This is a genomic window from Snodgrassella gandavensis (assembly GCF_914768025.1).
GTDB lineage: Bacteria > Pseudomonadota > Gammaproteobacteria > Burkholderiales > Neisseriaceae > Snodgrassella > Snodgrassella gandavensis.
Window position 1 is genome coordinate 65558 of the sequence record NZ_CAJZCE010000004.1, and the last position, 17821, is coordinate 83378.

Genomic DNA, 17821 nt, shown 5'->3' on the forward strand with positions numbered 1-17821 from the left:
AAATAAGCCCAATATCACCCCCGCGTAAAGGAGCAACCCATGTCTGAACTATCCTCGGCAACCATACCGAAACTAGTAAAGCTAACCAGCTTATTGCTGGCCACCACCGCCCTCAGCGCATGTAGTGGCGGCTTTGAGCCATTTGTTGGCGTTACCTCCGGCAAAAACAAATCCTATGCCGCCCCAGTAGAAGCGCTCGAATACAATTATGAAAATATGTCGGGTGGTTCGATAAATGGCGGCTGTATTCCCAAAACACCGGGCGTGGATGATTATGAAGTGGGTAAAAAACGCTATGGCGGCGGTTCCACCTGTGGCGCCGCCTATCTGCCGGCCAAATGGAAACCGGGCATGACTGCGCGGATTTATTGGCGGGTGTTACCTTATCCTGGTTGGCATGCCAGAGGCTTAAATGTTCCCGGTATGGTCAGAGATCGTAATGAATTGGCTATTATCGATCAATATGATGAAAATTATTCCGCAGTCATCCCTTTACCTCCACCCCCTCCATCGGCTGGTGATGATTTTGGCAAGGTAAGAAATATTACCGTCCATTTTCTGGCCTGCAATCAGCTCTACATTACCTATGGCATGGTAGAAGAGGGCAGAAATACCCCCATGCATTACAAGCTGTTTGCCAAAAGCCAGAAACTCTGTACCCCGCGCCCATCGATTAAATCCATGGCCGATTATCGGCGCAATAAAGCCAAGTTGGATGCAATAAAGAAAGAACGCGAAAATATTCCGCAGGTAATCCTGCCCGAATATATTCAGGAATTACAGCAGCAGGGCAAATTACCTGTGTCTACTAAATAAGCTTTTATTGCGTTTTTTGTGGCCGCCACCAGCACCAATACAACGACTTTTACCACACACCAGCAAAATAGAATAATCGCTCACCACACAGTAGCCATCATACATCGCTCAAGCCCTAAGTACACCACGCTGGCCATAAATAGCCGCAATCCCTGAAAAATATTCTGCACAAACGCTTAAAATTGAGTAAAATATTGAAATATAAATAAAAGTAAGGAAGAGGCTATAAACTGAAAATATAAAAAAGCAATAGCATCACAACCGAACATTAAAAAATAAAGTACACCAGTAAATAACATCATAAAAATAATCAACTTATCACCCTGAATGAAAGAGATATCTATGCCTGCACAATCCCCGGCAACCATACCGAAACTAGTAAAGCTAACCAGCTTATTGCTGGCCACCACCGCCCTCAGCTCATGTAGCGGCGGCTTTGAGCCATTTGTTGGCGTAACCTCCGGCAAAAACAAATCCTATGCCGCCCCGGTAGAAGCGCTCGAATACAATTATGAAAATATGGCTGGCGGTTCGATTAATGGCGGCTGTATTCCCAAAACACCGGGCGTGGATGATTATGAAGTGGGTAAAAAACGCTATGGTGGCGGCTCCACCTGTGGCGCTGCCTATCTGCCCGCCAAATGGAAACCGGGCATGACTGCACGGATTTATTGGAAGGTCTATCCTTATCCCGGCTGGCGTGCGCGAGGATTGAATTTGCCGGGAGTTGTTGTAGATCGTAAAGAATCAGCTATTATCGACCAATATGATGAAAATTATTCCGCAGTCGTACCTTTACCCCCCCCTCCACCGTCGATGGGGGATGATTTTGGCAAGGTAAGTAATATTACCGTCCATTTTCTGGCCTGCAATCAGATATATATTGATTATGGCACTTTGGAAGATGATTCACGCGAATCAGTAAAAAAACAGTTTGCCCTATATGCTAAAAGCCAGAAACTCTGTACCCCGCGCCCTTCCATTAAATCCATGGCCGATTATCGGCGCAATAAAGCCAAGCTGGATGCAATAAAGAAAGAACGCGAAAATATTCCGCAGGTAATCCTGCCCGAATATATTCAGGAATTGCAGCAGCAGGGCAAATTCCCCGTACCCAGCAAATAAGCTATTTCTCTTTTTACAGCGGCCGTACCGCTATATTGCAGGCACGGCTGTTATAGCTGCGCTATCGGCTATCGGCTATCGGCTATACATATGTAAGCAAAAATACAAATTTGTATAAAATATGTTAATATACCCTGATGACAACTGTATCTAAAGCATTGGCTTAGCAGCCATATCTGGCTGAAATTCCACGGGCAGGCGGGCACTGTGCGCAACTGGCTATGCCGGCAAAACACCGTTATTACCTGCCTGCTTGTAGTGCCGCTCGCCGGCTGCCCGGCTTTTTTTGTATAAATGAGTGAAAGAGGAAGCTCGCCATGGCTGAACAAGACGATAATAACAAACCAGTACCGCCGGCTGCGGCCGATAAACCGGCAGCGGATACCAAGCCGGGCGCTCCCGCCGGCAAACCGGCAGCCGGGCTCAAGTCCTCGCCCAATAATCCGCATAACCACACCATCAGCCTTGATGGCATTACTGCCGGCCATAAAGTAGAGCAGAATGATTATGGCATTTATGATAATGCCCAGGCCGCCGATGCTGCCAATCGCCCCCCCGCCGCCAGCCCCAAAAAACCAGACTCGGCCAAAAAAAAGCCGGCGCCCCCCGCTGGCCAGCAGCCGGGTAAAAACACGCCGCCAACCATACCCGATTTGCCTGCCGCGCCACCAATAGCAACTTTGGAAACAAAGTTTAAAGAGCTGGCTGCGCCATATATGCCGGCCATCAAGCCAGTTGAATTTCAATGGCCGGGCATACTCAAGCCGGATGAATTTCCCACCGCTGCCGGTGGCCGCCTGCCGGCATCCATCAATAGCATTCACGACAATCGCAAAGACAACCATTTTATCGACCGCACCAAGGCTAAGCCTTGCCAGAAAATACTCAAAATCAGCTTCTTCTTTGATGGTACCAACAACCACGAAAAAGCCGATAGCGTGGTCTCCGGTGCCACTCCGCCTACTGCCGAGCAGCTTGATCCGCTCCAGCACGCCGCCGCTCAGCAGGCCAAGCTGATACCGGCCTACACCTATCCGCGTACCACCAATGTGGCGCGCCTCTATCATGCCTGCATGGGTGCTGGTGGCCGGCCGGGCGATAATAATCGTGACGAGGTAATGATTGAAAACGGCTGGTTTAAACATTATATTCAGGGCGTCGGTACCCGCTTTGAGGAAATCGGCGATGATAATCCAAAAATGCTTGGCGAAGCGTTGGCTAAATATGGTCAGGCGCGTATTAACTGGGCTTTAACCCGCATCTGCGATAGCTTGGGTATTTGCAAACTATTTAATGAGAAAGATTTATCTTTAGCTGCCGCGCAGAAAATGGTCAAAGGCATGGATTGCCGTATCGGGCGTAAAGTGCAGTTGGATAGCTTTCTTAATACCTTGCAGCGCCCCAGCTCCGCTCCCTTGCCCATAGCCATCAAGCTGTATGTGGTTGGTTTTTCCCGTGGCGCCGCCGAAGCGCGTACCTTTATCAACTGGCTGCTTGATTACCTGCTCGACCGCGACGAAAATGCCGCCGCCCGCGCTCAATTAGAGCAGTTACAGGCGCAGCAGGCGCAGGCGCGCATCAATCAGCGGCAGGACAATCGTGCTGTGGCCGCCGCCGCTGCTGAAGCCGCAGCAGAGGCCAAGCAGGATGCAGCAGATAACGACAAACAGCCAGCCGCTGCTGCGCCTGCCAGCCCGGTAAACAGTGCTGCCGATAAGGCCGCCATCCAGCGTGTACAGGCGCAGGCGGCCGCCATGCGTTCTGCCGCCCCCAAAACAGCGCCCCAAGATAAAGCCGCTACTGCCCCCGATGGCGAGCAGCCTTATCAGGGTATTGAGCTTAAACTGCTTGGTATTCCCATCTATATCGAAATGTGTGGCCTGTTTGATACCGTGGCCACTGTAGGTATGTCGCCGCTGGTGGCCATGGTTACCGGCCACTGCTCCTGGGCTCACCGTACCATGTCCCTACAGCGCGCTGGCAGCGCCGGTTTTGTTAAAAACTGCTACCAGTTTGTTTCTGCCCATGAGCAGCGCAAAAGCTTTTCCGTTGACAGCATCTGCGTCGATGGCGGCTATCCCAAGGGCAATTTTAAGGAATATGTCTATCCAGGCGTGCACTCCGATATCGGTGGCGGCTATCCGCCCGGCGAGCAGTTTAAAAGCAACTACGGTATGGGATATGTACTGGCACAGATTACCCTGCATGATATGTATGCACGTTGCTGGCAGCATGGCATGCCTTTGCAAGTTTTACCTGACCATCCAAAATTAGCAAAGGATATAAAAAAGCAATCACGTTTTAAATTACAACAATATGAAATAATGGATCAGGTTACTGCGAGAGAATTTGACGTACAATCTGAAATGGTTGAACTTTTCAATGGCTGGCTGAAAACGCTGGAAACCAGTAATATCAGTACCGCGCTGCAAAAACAGATTCACCATTTCACCGCCTACCGCATTTTGCGCTGGGTACGCTCCGGTATTGCTGGCTATGCGAGCTATCTAGGCTTGCCGCTTACTGCGGATGGCAGTGTGGGCGAAAAAGAAAATAAAGACACCAAAAAAAGCCGCACCAAGCTGATTGGGCAGGGGCGCAAAGAGGCCAACGAAGCCGGTAAGGGCAATCTGCCGGATACCCGCGTGGTGGATAATGATGAGCTGTGGCAACAGGCCGGGCTTGACAGCATCTCCAAAGCCGAGCGCAGCAAATTTCTCGACGGCATCATCAATAAAAATTATGTAGCCGGCAACGATGGCTGGGATTTAATCGAAGGCGCCAAGGAATTCAAGGCCGATTATCTGCATGAATTCCATCTGGAAAACATCCTGTCGGCCGGCTTTCTGGTTTCCACCACATTTGCCGGCAGCATGTATATGCTCAATAACGACGACGAAGCCGCCGAATATCAGGATATCCACAATAATGGCGATACCCTGTATTTCGGCACTGATCCTGCCAAGCTCAAAACGCCGGAGCCACCAGCCAATCCGCTGCCCATTCCGCCACTGGCTCACACCTTTGTGGAGCAGCGGCATCCGGCCGGCGCGGCGGGCGACAAAGAGCGTAGCCAGCCGTGGGAATTTTCATCATATGAAATCAGAGATATGTGGGCGAATGCCGATAAAGGCTCCCTGATTAGTGGTGCAATGCTCAACATACTGCGCCAGCGCTATCAGCACATGCTCGGTGCCGATCTGCTAGCCAACACCGCCAAAGACATCTGGCGGCGCCTTCAGCAGGCTGATATGCGCGACAGAGTGGTCTTGCAGCAACGCCTGAAAATCCATGCAGAAAAATATTCCGCCACCTATCCGCATATGGTGCAGATTTTTGACAACCAGATTCACGACTCGCGTGCCTGGTTTATGCATGATTCTGCCCTCAGCAGCCGCGAGCCCTTTACCAGCTATTTTGCCCACCGCCTTGTATTTAGCGGCGGCTTTTCCAATAAGCCGCTGTCACCGGTATTGCTGGCCGAGCGCGTCGTTGGCATTGCCGGTATTGCCCGCAGCGCTTATATGGGCGTGAAATACGGCAACCCTGCCTACATCCTGATTGGCCTCAACAACCCCGAGCTGTTTGTTACCGAAACGGATAAAGCTGCCTGGACCATGCTTACCAAAGACTACGAAGCACTGGCCATCGACCCCGATACCGGCAAAATTCTGCCCAACAGCAAAAATCTGGAAAAGCTGCGCCAGTTTAGCAAAGACATGCAAACCGCACTCGAACAGATTAAGAACGAATACGCCCAGCAGCCACGCTGGACAGACAAAGACTTTGCCGATAAAACCTTAGATCAGATTATTCAGAATAGCGATGAAACCATCAAAAATCTGAATGAAATCCGCGAGCTATTGCTTGAGCAGCAAAGAAAACTCGACCAATTGGCCTCAGCCAGCCCGCAAGTGCAGCAGCAGGCACAGCAGCTCAGTAAAATGCTGGATAAGGTAAGCAGCAATCAGCAGCAATTGCAAGCTGCTGTACAGCAGGCCAAGGCCGGCAGCATCGATAAACCGCAGCTCCAGACAGCACTCCAGCAGGGCATGAAGGTATATACCGACCCACTGGCCGATATGCCGCAAACCAGCCTGATGCAGCCGCCCGGCTTGGAAAACATCAGCAAAGAGAGTCTGGCCGCGCATCTGCGCCAGCAGCTTAGCCAGTACCAGCAAAACCTCAGCCGCAGCAGCCAAACCAGCGCCACCCTGCTTGAAAGCGGCGCGCAGGAACCACAAGCTCTGGCACAGGCCTTTTACCACAACGGCAGCGGCGATATCTATGATCAGGCGGTGGAACAGATAAGCCAGTCAGCCCTAAACCGGCTCGGCCTTGGCCAGTTGGAAATCAATCAGTATCTGCCGGAAAACATCGCCAGTCGCAGCCAGCCGGAAATCAGCCGCCTGCTGCAACAGTTGCAATCAGGTGACATTCCGCCACAACTACAGACAATTTCGCCACAAAAGCTTGAATTAATAAAAAAAGTCTTGCAAAGTTGGCTGGTTTAGCAGTAATCTAAACCCCGCGTATCATTAACGCCGACTTCGTATCAACGCCATTGTATCCATACCGGTGCAATGGCGTTTTATTTTAGCTGGCCGCTATGGGTATACCGCAGCCGGCGCGGCAGGCACAACAAAACGTGCACTATCCGGCATAACAGTTTATAATTAAGTAAATTATTGATATTTAATTAGAAGATAAAGCTGTAAGCTGAAACTACAAATACAGCGGTACATTACTACTGAACATTAAAATGGTTAAGTTAAGCAGTAAATAGCCCAGTAAAAAATAATCTAATGATAACCCAGAGTCAAGGAGCAACCAATGCCTGAATCATCCTCGGCAACTATCCCTAAACTGCTTAAGCTAGCCTGTTTATTACTCGCCACTACTGCTATCAGCTCATGCAGTGGCGGCTTTGAGCCATTTGTTGGCGTAACCTCTGGCAAAAACAAATCCTATGCCGCGCCGGTTGAGGCACTAAACTATACTTTTGAAAATATTCATGGTGGCAGTATTAATGGTGGCTGTATACCTAATACATCGGCTATTAACTTTGAAGATGTAGGTAAAAAACGTTATGGCGGTGGTTCTACCTGCGGTGCCGCCTATCTACCGGCTAAATGGAAGCCGGGTATGACCGCACGGATTTATTGGACAGATTTACCTTATCCTGATTGGCGACCAAAAGTATTGAATAAGCCAGGATTGGTTTTTGATGAGAATGAATATCAAACCATAATGCAGTATACTGAGAACCACTCAGCAGTCATACCTTTACCCCCCCCTCCAGCATTTGCTGGCGATGATTTTGGCAAGGTAAGAAATATTACTGTCCATTTTCTGGCTTGTAATCAGATATTTATTGATTATGGTACCAGACAGGAAAATGCGCCTGAGATAGTAAAAAAACAGTTTGAACTATATGCCAAAAGCCAGAAACTCTGTACCCCACGGCCTATCATTAAATCCATGGCCGATTATCGGCGCAATAAAGCCAAGCTCGATGCGATAAAGAAAGAACGCGAAAATATTCCGCAGGTAATTCTGCCCGAATATATTCAGGAATTGCAGCAGCAGGGCAAATTCCCCGTATCAAGCAAGTAAATCCTGCATACCTAGCAACGCCGGCCGTCTGTATTTTCGCAGCGGCCGCTTTGTCTATTTCCGTCACTAGGCATTCTGTAATCTTGCGCCTCTGGTCTGGCACTGTGCCCGCCACGCCCGTCTGCCGGGCTGCTTTTGTGCCCGCTTCACTTCTTCCCTAGCCAGCCATAGTCGCCTGCCCACAGCCAATTGTTCCGCACCAAAGCTGATTTTAGGCCTGAATACACAATAGTATGGCGCAAACCAGCCAAAATACGCAGCATCATACCGGTATCTAGCTGCTTAGCTATAAGGTATATGCGTATAAACAACCCTTCTGTACATAGTTTATAACTGAGTAAAATATTGATATATAATTAACATCAAAAGAGATGAGCAACTGACAATAGCCAGCGCTAGCGATTAAAAAATTTAATCTAAGCAACAAACAACATAGTAAGAAATAATTCCAATATCAGCCAGAGTCAAGGAGCAACCTATGTCTGAATCATCCTCGACAACCATCCCTAAGCTGCTTAAGCTAACCTGTTTATTGCTTGCCACTACTGCTATCAGCTCATGTAGCGGCGGCTTTGAGCCATTTGTTGGCGTTACCTCCGGTAAAAACAAATCCTATGCCGCGCCGGTAGAAGCTTTAAATTACACAGGTGATAATATTGGTGGCGGTAGTGCAAATGGCGGTTGTATACCTAATACAGCAGGGGTAGAAGATAATGAAGTAGGTAAAAAACGCTTTGGTGGTGGTTCTACCTGTGGTGCCGCCTATTTGCCGGCTAAATGGAAGCCGGGTATGACTGCACGGATTTATTGGACGGTTTTACCTTATCCTGCTTGGCAGCCTAAAGTTTTGAATTTACCAGGGGTTAATTTTGATGAAAATGAAAGAAGTACTATTAGGCAATATAGAGAAAACCACTCAGCAGTCATACCTTTACCTCCCCCTCCAGCATTTGTTGGCGATGATTTTGGCAAGGTAGCGAATATTACCGTCCATTTTTTGGCCTGTAATCAGCTTTACATTACTTATGGTACGGTAGAAGAGGACAAAGATACTCCCATGCATTACAAGCTGTTTGCCAAAAGCCAGAAACTCTGTACCCCGCGCCCATCGATTAAATCCATGGCCGATTACCGGCGCAATAAAGCCAAGCTGGATGCAATAAAGAAAGAACGTGAAAATATTCCGCAGGTAATCCTGCCCGAATATATTCAGGAATTGCAGCAGCAAGGCAAATTCCCCGTATCAAGCAAGTAAATCCCACATACCTAGCAACGGCCGGCCGTCTGTATTTTCGCAGCGGCCGCTTTGCCTATTTCTGCCATTAGGCACATTCTGTATTCTTGCGCCTCTGGTCTGGCACTGTGCCCGCCACGCCCGTCTGCCGGGCTGCTTTTGTGCCGGCTTCACTTCTTCCCTAGCCAGCCATAGCCGCCAGTCCACAGCCAATTGTTCCGCACCAAAGCTGATTTTAGGCCTCAATACACAATAGTATGGCGCAAACCAGCCAAAATACGCAGCATCATACCGTATTCACCTGCTTAGCTATAAGGTATATGCGTATAAACAACCCTTCTGTACACAGTTTATAACTGAGTAAAATATTGATATATAATTAATATCAAAAGAGATGAGCAACTGACAATAGCCAGCGCTAGCAATTAAAAAATTTAATCTAAGCAACAAACAGCATAGTAAGAAATAATTCCAATATCAGCCAGAGTCAAGGAGCAACCAATGCCTGAATCATCCCCGGCAACTATCCCTAAACTGCTTAAGCTAGCCTGTTTATTGCTTGCCACCACCGCCATCAGCTCATGTAGCGGCGGCTTTGAGCCATTTGTTGGCGTAACCTCCGGCAAAAACAAATCCTATGCTGCACCAGTAGAAGCATTGAACTATACAATTGAAACTGTTCATGGTGGCAGTATTAATGGTGGCTGTATACCTAATACATCGGGGGTAGAAGATAATGAAATAGGTAAACACCGTTTTGGTGGTGGTTCTACCTGTGGTGCCGCCTACTTACCGGCTAAATGGAAGCCGGGTATGACCGCACGGATTTATTGGACAGTTTTACCTTACCCTGATTGGCAACCCAAGGGATTAAATTTACCCGGTGTCAATGTTGATGAAAGTGAGTATCGAACTATTGTTAAATATGCTGAAAACCGCTCAGCAGTTATACCTTTGCCTCCCCCTCCCCCTCCATCATCAATGGGCGATGATTTTGGCAAGGTAAGTAATATTACTGTCCATTTTCTGGCCTGCAATCAGATATATATTGATTATGGTACTTTGGATGATGATTCACGCGAATCAGTAAAAAAACAGTTTGCTCTATATGCCAAAAGCCAGAAACTCTGTACCCCACGCCCATCGATTAAATCCATGGCCGATTATCGGCGCAACAAAGCCAAGCTGGATGCAATAAAGAAAGAACGCGAAAATATTCCGCAGGTAATCCTGCCCGAATATATTCAGGAGTTGCAGCAGCAGGGCAAATTCCCTGTATCAAGCAAGTAAATCCCGCATACCTAGCAACGGCCGGCCGTCTGTATTTTCGCAGCGACCGCTTTGTCTATTTCCGTCACTAGGCATTCTGTAATCTTGCACCTCTGGTCTGGCACTGTGCGCACCACGCCCGTCTGCCTGGCTGCTTTTGTGCCGGCTTCACTTCTTCCCTAGCCAGCCATAGCCGCCAGTCCACAGCCAATTGTTCCGCACCAAAGCTGATTTTAGGCCTCAATACACAATAGTATGGCGCAAACCAGCCAAAATACGCAGCATCATACCGTATTCACCTGCTTAGCTATAAGGTATATGCGCATAAACAACGTTTCTGCACCCAGCTTATAACTGGGTAAAATATTGATATATAATTAACATCAAAAAGAGATGAGCAACTGACAATAGCCAGCGCTAGCGATTAAAAAATTTAATCTAAGCAACAAATAGCATAGTAAGAAATAATTCCAATATCAGCCAGAGTCAAGGAGCAACCAATGTCTGAATCATCCCCGGCAACTATCCCTAAACTGCTTAAGCTAGCCTGTTTATTGCTTGCCACCACCGCCATCAGCTCATGTAGCGGCGGCTTTGAGCCATTTGTTGGCGTAACCTCCGGCAAAAACAAATCCTATGCCGCGCCAGTTGAAGCACTTGAATACAACTATGAAAATGTGCATGGTGGCAGCATTAATGGTGGCTGTATTCCTAATACTTCAGGCGTTAATAGTGACCAAGTTGGAAAAAAGCGTTATGGTGGCGGTTCTACCTGTGGTGCTGCCTATTTGCCGGCTAAATGGAAACCGGGTATGACCGCACGGATTTATTGGACAGTTTTACCTTATCCAGAGTGGTTACCTAGAATGTTAAATCTACCAGGGGTTAATTTTGATCAGAAAGAATCAGCAGCTATAGACCAATATGAAGAGCATCATTCCGCAGTCATACCTTTACCCCCCCCTCCAGCATTTGCCGGCGATGATTTTGGCAAGGTAGCGAATATTACCGTCCATTTTCTGGCCTGTAATCAGCTTTACATTACTTATGGTACGGTAGAAGAGGGTAAAGATACTCCCATGCATTACAAGCTGTTTGCCAAAAGCCAGAAACTCTGTACCCCACGGCCTATCATTAAATCCATGGCCGATTATCGGCGCAATAAAGCCAAGCTGGATGCGATAAAGAAAGAACGTGAAAATATTCCGCAGGTAATTCTGCCCGAATATATTCAGGAATTGCAGCAGCAGGGCAAACTCCCTGTATCAAGCAAGTAAATCCCGCATACCTAGCAACGCCGGCCGTCTGTATTTTCGCAGCGGCCGCTTTGTCTATTTCCGTCACTAGGCATTCTGTAATCTTGCGCCTCTGGTCTGACACCGTGCCCGCCACGCCCGTCTGCTGGGCTGCTTTTGTGCCGGCTTCACTTCTTCCCTAGCCAGCCATAGCCGCCTATCCAAAGCCAATTGTTCCGCACCAAAGCTGATTTTAGGCCTCAATACACAATAGTATGGCGCAAACCAGCCAAAATACGCAGCATCATACCGGTATCTAGCTGCTTAGCTATAAGGTATATGCGCATAAACAACGTTTCTGCACACAGCTTATAACTGGGTAAAATATTGATATATAATTAACATCAAAAGAGATGAGCAACTGACAATAGCCAGCGCTAGCGATTAAAAAATTTAATCTAAGCAACAAACAGCATAGTAAGAAATAATTCCAATATCAGCCAGAGTAAAGGAGCAACCAATGCCTGAATCATCCCCGGCAACCATCCCTAAACTGCTTAAGCTAGCCTGTTTATTGCTTGCCACCACCGCCATCAGCTCATGTAGTGGTGGTTTTGAGCCATTTGTTGGTGTAACCTCCGGCAAAAACAAATCCTATGCCGCGCCGGTAGAAGCTTTAAATTATGATTTTGTTGATATTGGTGGCGGTAGTGCAAATGGCGGTTGTATACCTAATACATCGCCAATTAACCCTGAAGATATTGGAAAAAAACGTTATGGTGGTGGCTCCACCTGTGGCGCTGCTTATCTACCAGCCAAATGGAAGCCAGGGATGACAATTAGAGTATCTTGGAAAGTATTACCTTATCCCGATTGGCGACCAAAAGTATTAAATATGCCTGGGCTGGTTTTTAATGAAGAGCAATCGCGGATAATCAGTCAATATAATGAATATCATTCAGCAACTATTCCTTTACCTCCCCCTCCAGCATTTGCCGGCGATGATTTTGGCAAGGTAGCAAATATCACCGTCCATTTTCTGGCCTGCAATCAGCTTTACATTACTTATGGTACGGTAGAAGAGGGCAAAGATACTCCCATGCATTACAAGCTGTTTGCCAAAAGCCAGAAACTTTGTACCCCACGCCCATCAATTAAATCTATGGCCGATTATCGGCGCAATAAAGCCAAGCTGGATGCGATAAAGAAAGAACGTGAAAATATTCCGCAGGTAATCCTGCCCGAATATATTCAGGAATTGCAGCAGCAGGGCAAATTCCCCGTATCAAGCAAGTAAACTTTAAACGCTATTATAAGCAAGCCTGCTGGCGGAAAGTGCTGGCTGGCTACTTGTCTATTGGTGTGGATTATATGTTGCGAGGCTCAGATGTGGTTAATGTTGGTATATTGTCTGTTTTTAGTGGTTTTTATCTGGATTTTTAATTTTATATCAATTAGCTAGGGTTTTCGGGCTGAAAATTTTGGTTGGTCAAAGATACGGTTTATGCTGAGCGATTTTCTGGCATGGCAGATTTGTGTGTAACAAATGTTATTATTATATTAATATAATGATTTTATTGGTTAATTTGCGTTTTTTGCTAATTTTTATGTAGCCGGTAGCTATGCATAATATTGCTTTGAGTGGGGTAGCCAGTTTGTTTATGGGGTGGCGGGCTATTAATTCTTTTGATTGGAAAGTGGTGTTTTTTAGCTGATGTTGTTCACTGCGACAAGGATAATTCAGGCGATAAGGGTAATAATGTATATTGGGCTGCTATGGCAGTGTGGTTATGCCGTTTTTTTGTTGCAGCTTTCGATATTGGGTGTTTTGGCTTGGCTGCTTTTGGTATGGCTATTTTATCAGTGCGGAAAGTCTGCTGCTGATATGTGTTGGCCGCTTCTTTCTGCTGGTTTTTTCTGTTTACGCTAATTCTGTTGCTCCTTTGGTTTACGGTGTTGGCTGACAGAATATTCTGTACTATTCAGGCCTGAATGATGTAATGATTGATAATCTGTAGTAGGACTAGTGTGTAGTGCGGTGTTTATGCGGATGATATCAGCCGGATGGTGATTATTGCTGGCTAAAGTATCACTTGCTCCCTTGGATCGCTGAACGATAGTCTGATACGGGCTAACAATTTTGTTGTAATAGGTAAATAAGCCTTTTCGGACGGATGCTTGCGCAATCTTTGCTATATTATTTATTGTATGGATAGGAGGTTATCGGCCGGTAGTATCGGGATGCTGTACTCATTGAGTATGCCCAGTAATTATTAAATATAGCATTGTCAATGATGCGTCTGCTATGCTTATCTGTGTATTAGTAGCAGCGATTGAGGTCTTTGAGGTTTGGTACATTCGGAATGTTTTAATGGCAGTATGATTTACTTCAATGAAAAAGCCAGTATAGCTGGTTTGCTGTAGTCTAAAAATCGGTTAATAAATCTAGGGCGCAATTCTTTTATTGGCACATTTAATCTTGAATTGCAGCGCTCTCTATGTAATAAAATCTTCAATTTTAGGGACGTTTTAAATAAAAAACACTTTGTTGATAAACAACGATTGGTGCAAATTTTTCTTTCTTAAATTGAGATTCTTCAACTAGATATATTTTCTGGCACGAGACTAGGCTGGTTTGATATATGATTATGGAGTATTGGGTGATAACTTTTGTATTCTATATATTGTTTTCTTTAATACTTACAACAATGGAAGCAACATTTTTTAAAGCTTCAGCGATCAATGTTTTATTTGCATTCGAAATAGCACTTTTCGCTATAGCTTTCTATCCACGGGTATCTCCTGAAAAAATTCGCTATAGCTGTAATTAATTTATGTTTATGGCATAATTGTGCATAATTTTTGTATGTTTATCATATTGATTAGAAGTGATAAGCATGGAGCACAATTATATTGATGCTCTTTTATTTGCGATATTTTGTGGATGTATATCTTTGGTTATATCTGCACGAATAGTTAGTCCGATAAATGTTCCTTTACAATCAAAGATAGTTTCTCTTTTATCTGGAGAAAAAGACTTAGTTTCACTTTGGTGTAGATGTATTTTGCTATGTTGTGTGATAGTTGTATAAGGATGAATAGTAAATAGACCGTTTTTTGTGTCAGCAATCTCATTGAGTATAGGTACACCTATGATAATATTTATTTTATATTTATCTGATAAGTTTTGAAATACAGGTAATCTTTTATCTTTTCTAGTAAGTCAAAGATTTTTCGATAAATATAGTTTATGTCCAGTTAAAGATAATTTAGGAAGAATAATAACATCAATACGTTTGTTTATAGCTAGTTTTATAAGTGCTATATGTTTCTTTCCATATTTCTGTTAACCGGACTAAACTGTGCTACTGCAATTTTAATATCATTGTTGATGTTCCTATCCAATATTATTTTCAGACTATACTTTCAATAAAAAGTCAGATAAAAATCTTTGCTACAAATGATGGCAATATCTAATAAGCTTGATAATTCAAGATGTTTATTTATTAGTGTGGTTGATTGTGTGACGCAAGCAAGATTAAATTTTGTATCCTTGAAGCTCTTTAATCTTGGCTTTTGCCAGTTTTGTTATGCAGGTATGTCGGTTGATATCTGTCTGCACTTGGGTATCAGCCGGCTGTGCTGTATTGCATTCTTTGTTGGCACTCTCAGTCCAGTTTTTGAAGTTTGAATTTAACTGGTCTTTAATGGGTTCTGGTATGGTATCCCATGTTGTATGTAGTGTTTCTAATGAATCTTTTGCTTCTTGTTTTACTTTCTGTAGTTGCGCTTCTTTTATTTCTGTGTAAATCTGGTTTTTCTGAGCTTGAAGTTCGAGAATGCGTGTGCGCGTTATGTTTGTCTCACAGTTTAAATAAGCTATTTGGTTTTGCTCAGGTGTTGAGTATTCGTTGGCTTGGCACTGTTTTTTCTTTTCATGGTTCCATGTGAGCTGCTGAGGCTTTAAGTAATTGCGCACGTCGGCATCCATGTCTGTCCATACGGTATTGATTTCGTTATTTGCTGCGGTGTTCTCTTGTAGTGCGCTTTGTAATAAAGCCTGTATGTTTTCCTGTGCAGTCTTCTGATTATCTGTGTTGGCGATATTCTGAGCTGGTTCTGGTGCAGGGGTGTTTGGTGTTGTCTTTTCGTTGCCAGAGCATGTTTGCAGAAGTACGGCAATAATAACTAAAAAACCAAGTGCCGCTAAGGTGGTTTTCACGCAGCCTCCATTTTTAGCTATGACTGCTGCGCTAGATGATGCTGCCGCTGAGGTACTTTGGTTGATGATGATTTGCGGCTTTTCTTCTGCTGGTTTGGGTTGAGCGGGATTGCTGTATTCGTCGTTAGGAAAGGAAGTAGCACGGGCTTGGCTTAACAGTAAAGCTTTGTGCTCTTCGTATTCTTCTTTTGTTATTGCTCCTTTTTCCAACAATTCATACAGGCGAGTAAGTTCATTTGTTAGAGATGGCTTAGACATATAGACTCCTTATGTAATATCTAAGTTGCTACGAAGATTGGCATTAGTGCTTTTTGATATAACGACGATAAAAATCATTGGTACATTTTGTCGTTTTTTTCGTAAAAGGTTTGCCGTGCTCAAATATTTCAGTAATTTGACAATTATTGTCTGGTTTGCATTGAACCTGATAAGCAACTGTGTGTTTTTTTGATCCTGTTGTTGTGCCTATGTTTACTTTAATCTTTGCTGCATTTGGTTGTGTGAATGTTAGTTTGGCTTTAGGGTTGAAATCGTTGCTCTGCCATAATATATCATGGTCTATGCAAGCGGTACGCTCGGTGATTTCACTGTACTTTTTATCTCTGGCATATATTTGCCTTAGGTTTCTATCAAGGTATTTTAGATAGTAATCTGGGCTATTATTGGTTTCACGGCTTTTGAGTTTTACGCTTTTTTGATACATTGATTTTATGTACTGCAATTGTGGACTTTTTGCGCAAACATAGGAGCTGATGCATAAGCTGAAAAGAGTTAGTGGTTTTTTCATTTGCTTTCCCAATTTAAATCTATTTTCCAAACTGTGCGCTACTAATGGTGCATAGTGCTTTTGTTGTATGGCGTGTCTTAAAAAGGTTAAATAAATCAAAAAAGTGAGTGATAACTGTTTCTTTATTTGCAAGCGTTAACTGATTATATAGCTTATTTTATTTCTCAGCAGAAAGTTGTATAAAGTTAACATTTTTTCTGTTTTGGTTGTTTTGTTTTCAGGACTGGCTTTTATGTTGATCGTGGGATATTAAGGCGCATTGCTGGCTACTTTTCGCCTTTAAATGTTGGATTGGAAGCGGTATTTTTGCGATGATAATTTTGCCTTTATGTGTTGCTGGTTTGTGATAAGTTTGCGAGTTGGCAGCAGCAGAAAATCTGGCGTTTTGCGCGATGAAAACTAGGGCAGTTGATGTGATTGAGGCTCTGAGTAGGTAAGGTAAAATTGGGGGTGCTGGTTGATTAGTTATTTGATTGTGTATTTTTCAATCTGGTCTGGTTGATCTCCCCAGCCTGCCCAAATATTTTTGACTGTGGCTTTATTTTTCTTTATTGATTTAAATTGCATGACCATAACTTGAGGAGCATTTGCTGCGGTTTTATTCCTCTCTACTAGCATGACGGTATTGTTATTTAGCCATTTAACGCGTAAAGATAAATTAGGTAAACACTTGGCGCTTTGTTCTGCATAGATAAATGCATATGATCCATTTTTTGAAAAAGCTACTCCTGCGCAATTTTGGTCTTTATAGGTTAGTTTTTTACCAGTTATGATTGTTTTATAATCTTTTGCTATTGCTAAAGAGGGTAGAAGTAAAAGAGTTATCAATAGTTTTTGCATGTCGTTGATTCTCAAGCTGGTTAAATATGTAGTTTTGTGTTTCTTTTATTGCGGCTATGGTATGGCACATTTATTGTGCTTGATGATGTTTTAACGTCAAGATTTTGTCTATTAATATTAACATGTTTGCTATTGTTAGTATGGGTTACAGATTAACTAAATTTTTGTTGATTGTTGGCTACATGTGTTGGGCTTTTGCTGCTCCGTTGGCTATGCCAATTGCGCGCGTATGATTTTTTATTTTATTTGCGCTATTCATGGGTATGAGTAGCATGATTTTATCTGCTGTATAACTCGTCTTTTGTTTTGTAGGATGTACTTTAGTATATATATATATATTTTGTTGATGAAATTTAATCTGTTCTTGAGCTAAATTATCTTTGGAATAGACTCTGTAATCAGCCTAATTTCCAGTTCTTTTGTCTAAAATTTTGTTTTTGCTCCTTGTCTGTATTTATCGGTCTTATGGTGTTTGAGTTGTATTCAGTGACGGGGGGATATGTTGCCCCTGTGCGGTTTCTTGCGCTCATTAAGTTAAGATGTTTTGTGGAGAAATCGCCCAGTTAACTCTGTTAAATCTCGGCAGCTACGCTGTTATGTTTTTTACTGAGTTTTTTTTAGCTGACGGCTGTTTTTCGATTATATGCACGTTGCCGGTAGTGCTATTACACATAGCT

Annotated in this window: 14 protein-coding genes; 8 read left to right on the forward strand and 6 right to left on the reverse strand. The window is 44.3% G+C overall.

The window, feature by feature from the left end:
• Nucleotides 1–39: 39 nt before the first annotated feature.
• From MJ764_RS04515 to MJ764_RS04530, 4 genes are all read left to right on the forward strand, one after another.
• On the forward strand, nucleotides 40–816 hold the full coding sequence (locus tag MJ764_RS04515) for a DUF3304 domain-containing protein (RefSeq protein WP_239325013.1): 777 nt from the start codon (nucleotides 40–42) through the stop codon (nucleotides 814–816).
• Between the two features lie 342 nt (nucleotides 817–1158).
• Entirely contained in the window at nucleotides 1159–1941 is a 783-nt protein-coding gene (locus MJ764_RS04520) for a DUF3304 domain-containing protein (protein WP_239325014.1), read from the forward strand.
• A 317-nt stretch (nucleotides 1942–2258) separates the two neighbouring features.
• Nucleotides 2259–6455 carry a T6SS phospholipase effector Tle1-like catalytic domain-containing protein gene (locus tag MJ764_RS04525; RefSeq protein WP_239325015.1) on the forward strand — a complete coding sequence of 1399 codons (4197 nt, stop codon included), beginning with the start codon at nucleotides 2259–2261 and terminating at the stop codon, nucleotides 6453–6455.
• 319 nt (nucleotides 6456–6774) lie between these two features.
• Entirely contained in the window at nucleotides 6775–7557 is a 783-nt protein-coding gene (locus tag MJ764_RS04530; protein ID WP_239325016.1) for a DUF3304 domain-containing protein, read from the forward strand.
• 66 nt (nucleotides 7558–7623) lie between these two features.
• On the opposite strand, the gene MJ764_RS11450 is transcribed toward MJ764_RS04530, so the two are convergent.
• The gene (locus MJ764_RS11450) at nucleotides 7624–7746 is read right to left on the reverse strand and encodes a hypothetical protein (RefSeq protein WP_275415251.1); all 123 of its coding nucleotides are present in this window, start codon (nucleotides 7744–7746) and stop codon (nucleotides 7624–7626) included.
• A 289-nt stretch (nucleotides 7747–8035) separates the two neighbouring features.
• On the opposite strand from MJ764_RS11450, the gene MJ764_RS04535 reads away from it, so the two are divergent.
• On the forward strand, nucleotides 8036–8812 hold the full coding sequence (locus tag MJ764_RS04535) for a DUF3304 domain-containing protein (RefSeq protein WP_239325017.1): 777 nt from the start codon (nucleotides 8036–8038) through the stop codon (nucleotides 8810–8812).
• On the opposite strand, the gene MJ764_RS04540 is transcribed toward MJ764_RS04535, so the two are convergent.
• The gene (locus MJ764_RS04540) at nucleotides 8801–9037 is read right to left on the reverse strand and encodes a hypothetical protein (protein WP_239325018.1); all 237 of its coding nucleotides are present in this window, start codon (nucleotides 9035–9037) and stop codon (nucleotides 8801–8803) included. The two genes, MJ764_RS04535 and MJ764_RS04540, sit on opposite strands and share 12 nt — an antisense overlap.
• 255 nt (nucleotides 9038–9292) lie before the next feature.
• On the opposite strand from MJ764_RS04540, the gene MJ764_RS04545 reads away from it, so the two are divergent.
• Nucleotides 9293–10081, forward strand: coding sequence for a DUF3304 domain-containing protein (locus tag MJ764_RS04545; RefSeq protein WP_239325019.1), 789 nt, complete (start codon nucleotides 9293–9295; stop codon nucleotides 10079–10081).
• A gap of 67 nt (nucleotides 10082–10148) precedes the next feature.
• Here MJ764_RS04545 and MJ764_RS04550 read toward each other — a convergent pair whose 3' ends face one another.
• A complete protein-coding gene (locus tag MJ764_RS04550; RefSeq protein WP_239325021.1) occupies nucleotides 10149–10304 on the reverse strand; it encodes a hypothetical protein in 156 nt (51 codons plus the stop codon).
• 256 nt (nucleotides 10305–10560) lie between these two features.
• Here MJ764_RS04550 and MJ764_RS04555 point away from each other — a divergent pair, with 256 nt between their 5' ends.
• Both MJ764_RS04555 and MJ764_RS04560 read left to right on the forward strand, forming a co-directional pair.
• Nucleotides 10561–11337: a DUF3304 domain-containing protein gene (locus tag MJ764_RS04555; protein WP_239325023.1), complete on the forward strand. Its 777-nt coding sequence runs from the start codon at nucleotides 10561–10563 to the stop codon at nucleotides 11335–11337.
• Nucleotides 11338–11815: 478 nt separating this feature from the next.
• The gene (locus tag MJ764_RS04560; protein ID WP_239325025.1) at nucleotides 11816–12592 is read left to right on the forward strand and encodes a DUF3304 domain-containing protein; all 777 of its coding nucleotides are present in this window, start codon (nucleotides 11816–11818) and stop codon (nucleotides 12590–12592) included.
• A gap of 2241 nt (nucleotides 12593–14833) precedes the next feature.
• Here MJ764_RS04560 and MJ764_RS04565 read toward each other — a convergent pair.
• The 3 genes from MJ764_RS04565 to MJ764_RS04575 all read right to left on the reverse strand — a co-directional run bounded on the left by MJ764_RS04565 (nucleotide 14834) and on the right by MJ764_RS04575 (nucleotide 17144).
• Nucleotides 14834–15775: an SHOCT domain-containing protein gene (locus tag MJ764_RS04565; RefSeq protein WP_239325026.1), complete on the reverse strand. Its 942-nt coding sequence runs from the start codon at nucleotides 15773–15775 to the stop codon at nucleotides 14834–14836.
• Between the two features lie 43 nt (nucleotides 15776–15818).
• On the reverse strand, nucleotides 15819–16304 hold the full coding sequence (locus tag MJ764_RS04570) for a hypothetical protein (protein ID WP_239325028.1): 486 nt from the start codon (nucleotides 16302–16304) through the stop codon (nucleotides 15819–15821).
• Between the two features lie 465 nt (nucleotides 16305–16769).
• Nucleotides 16770–17144, reverse strand: a complete 375-nt coding sequence (locus MJ764_RS04575) for a hypothetical protein (protein ID WP_239325029.1) — start codon at nucleotides 17142–17144, stop codon at nucleotides 16770–16772.
• Between the last annotated feature and the right edge of the window lie 677 nt (nucleotides 17145–17821).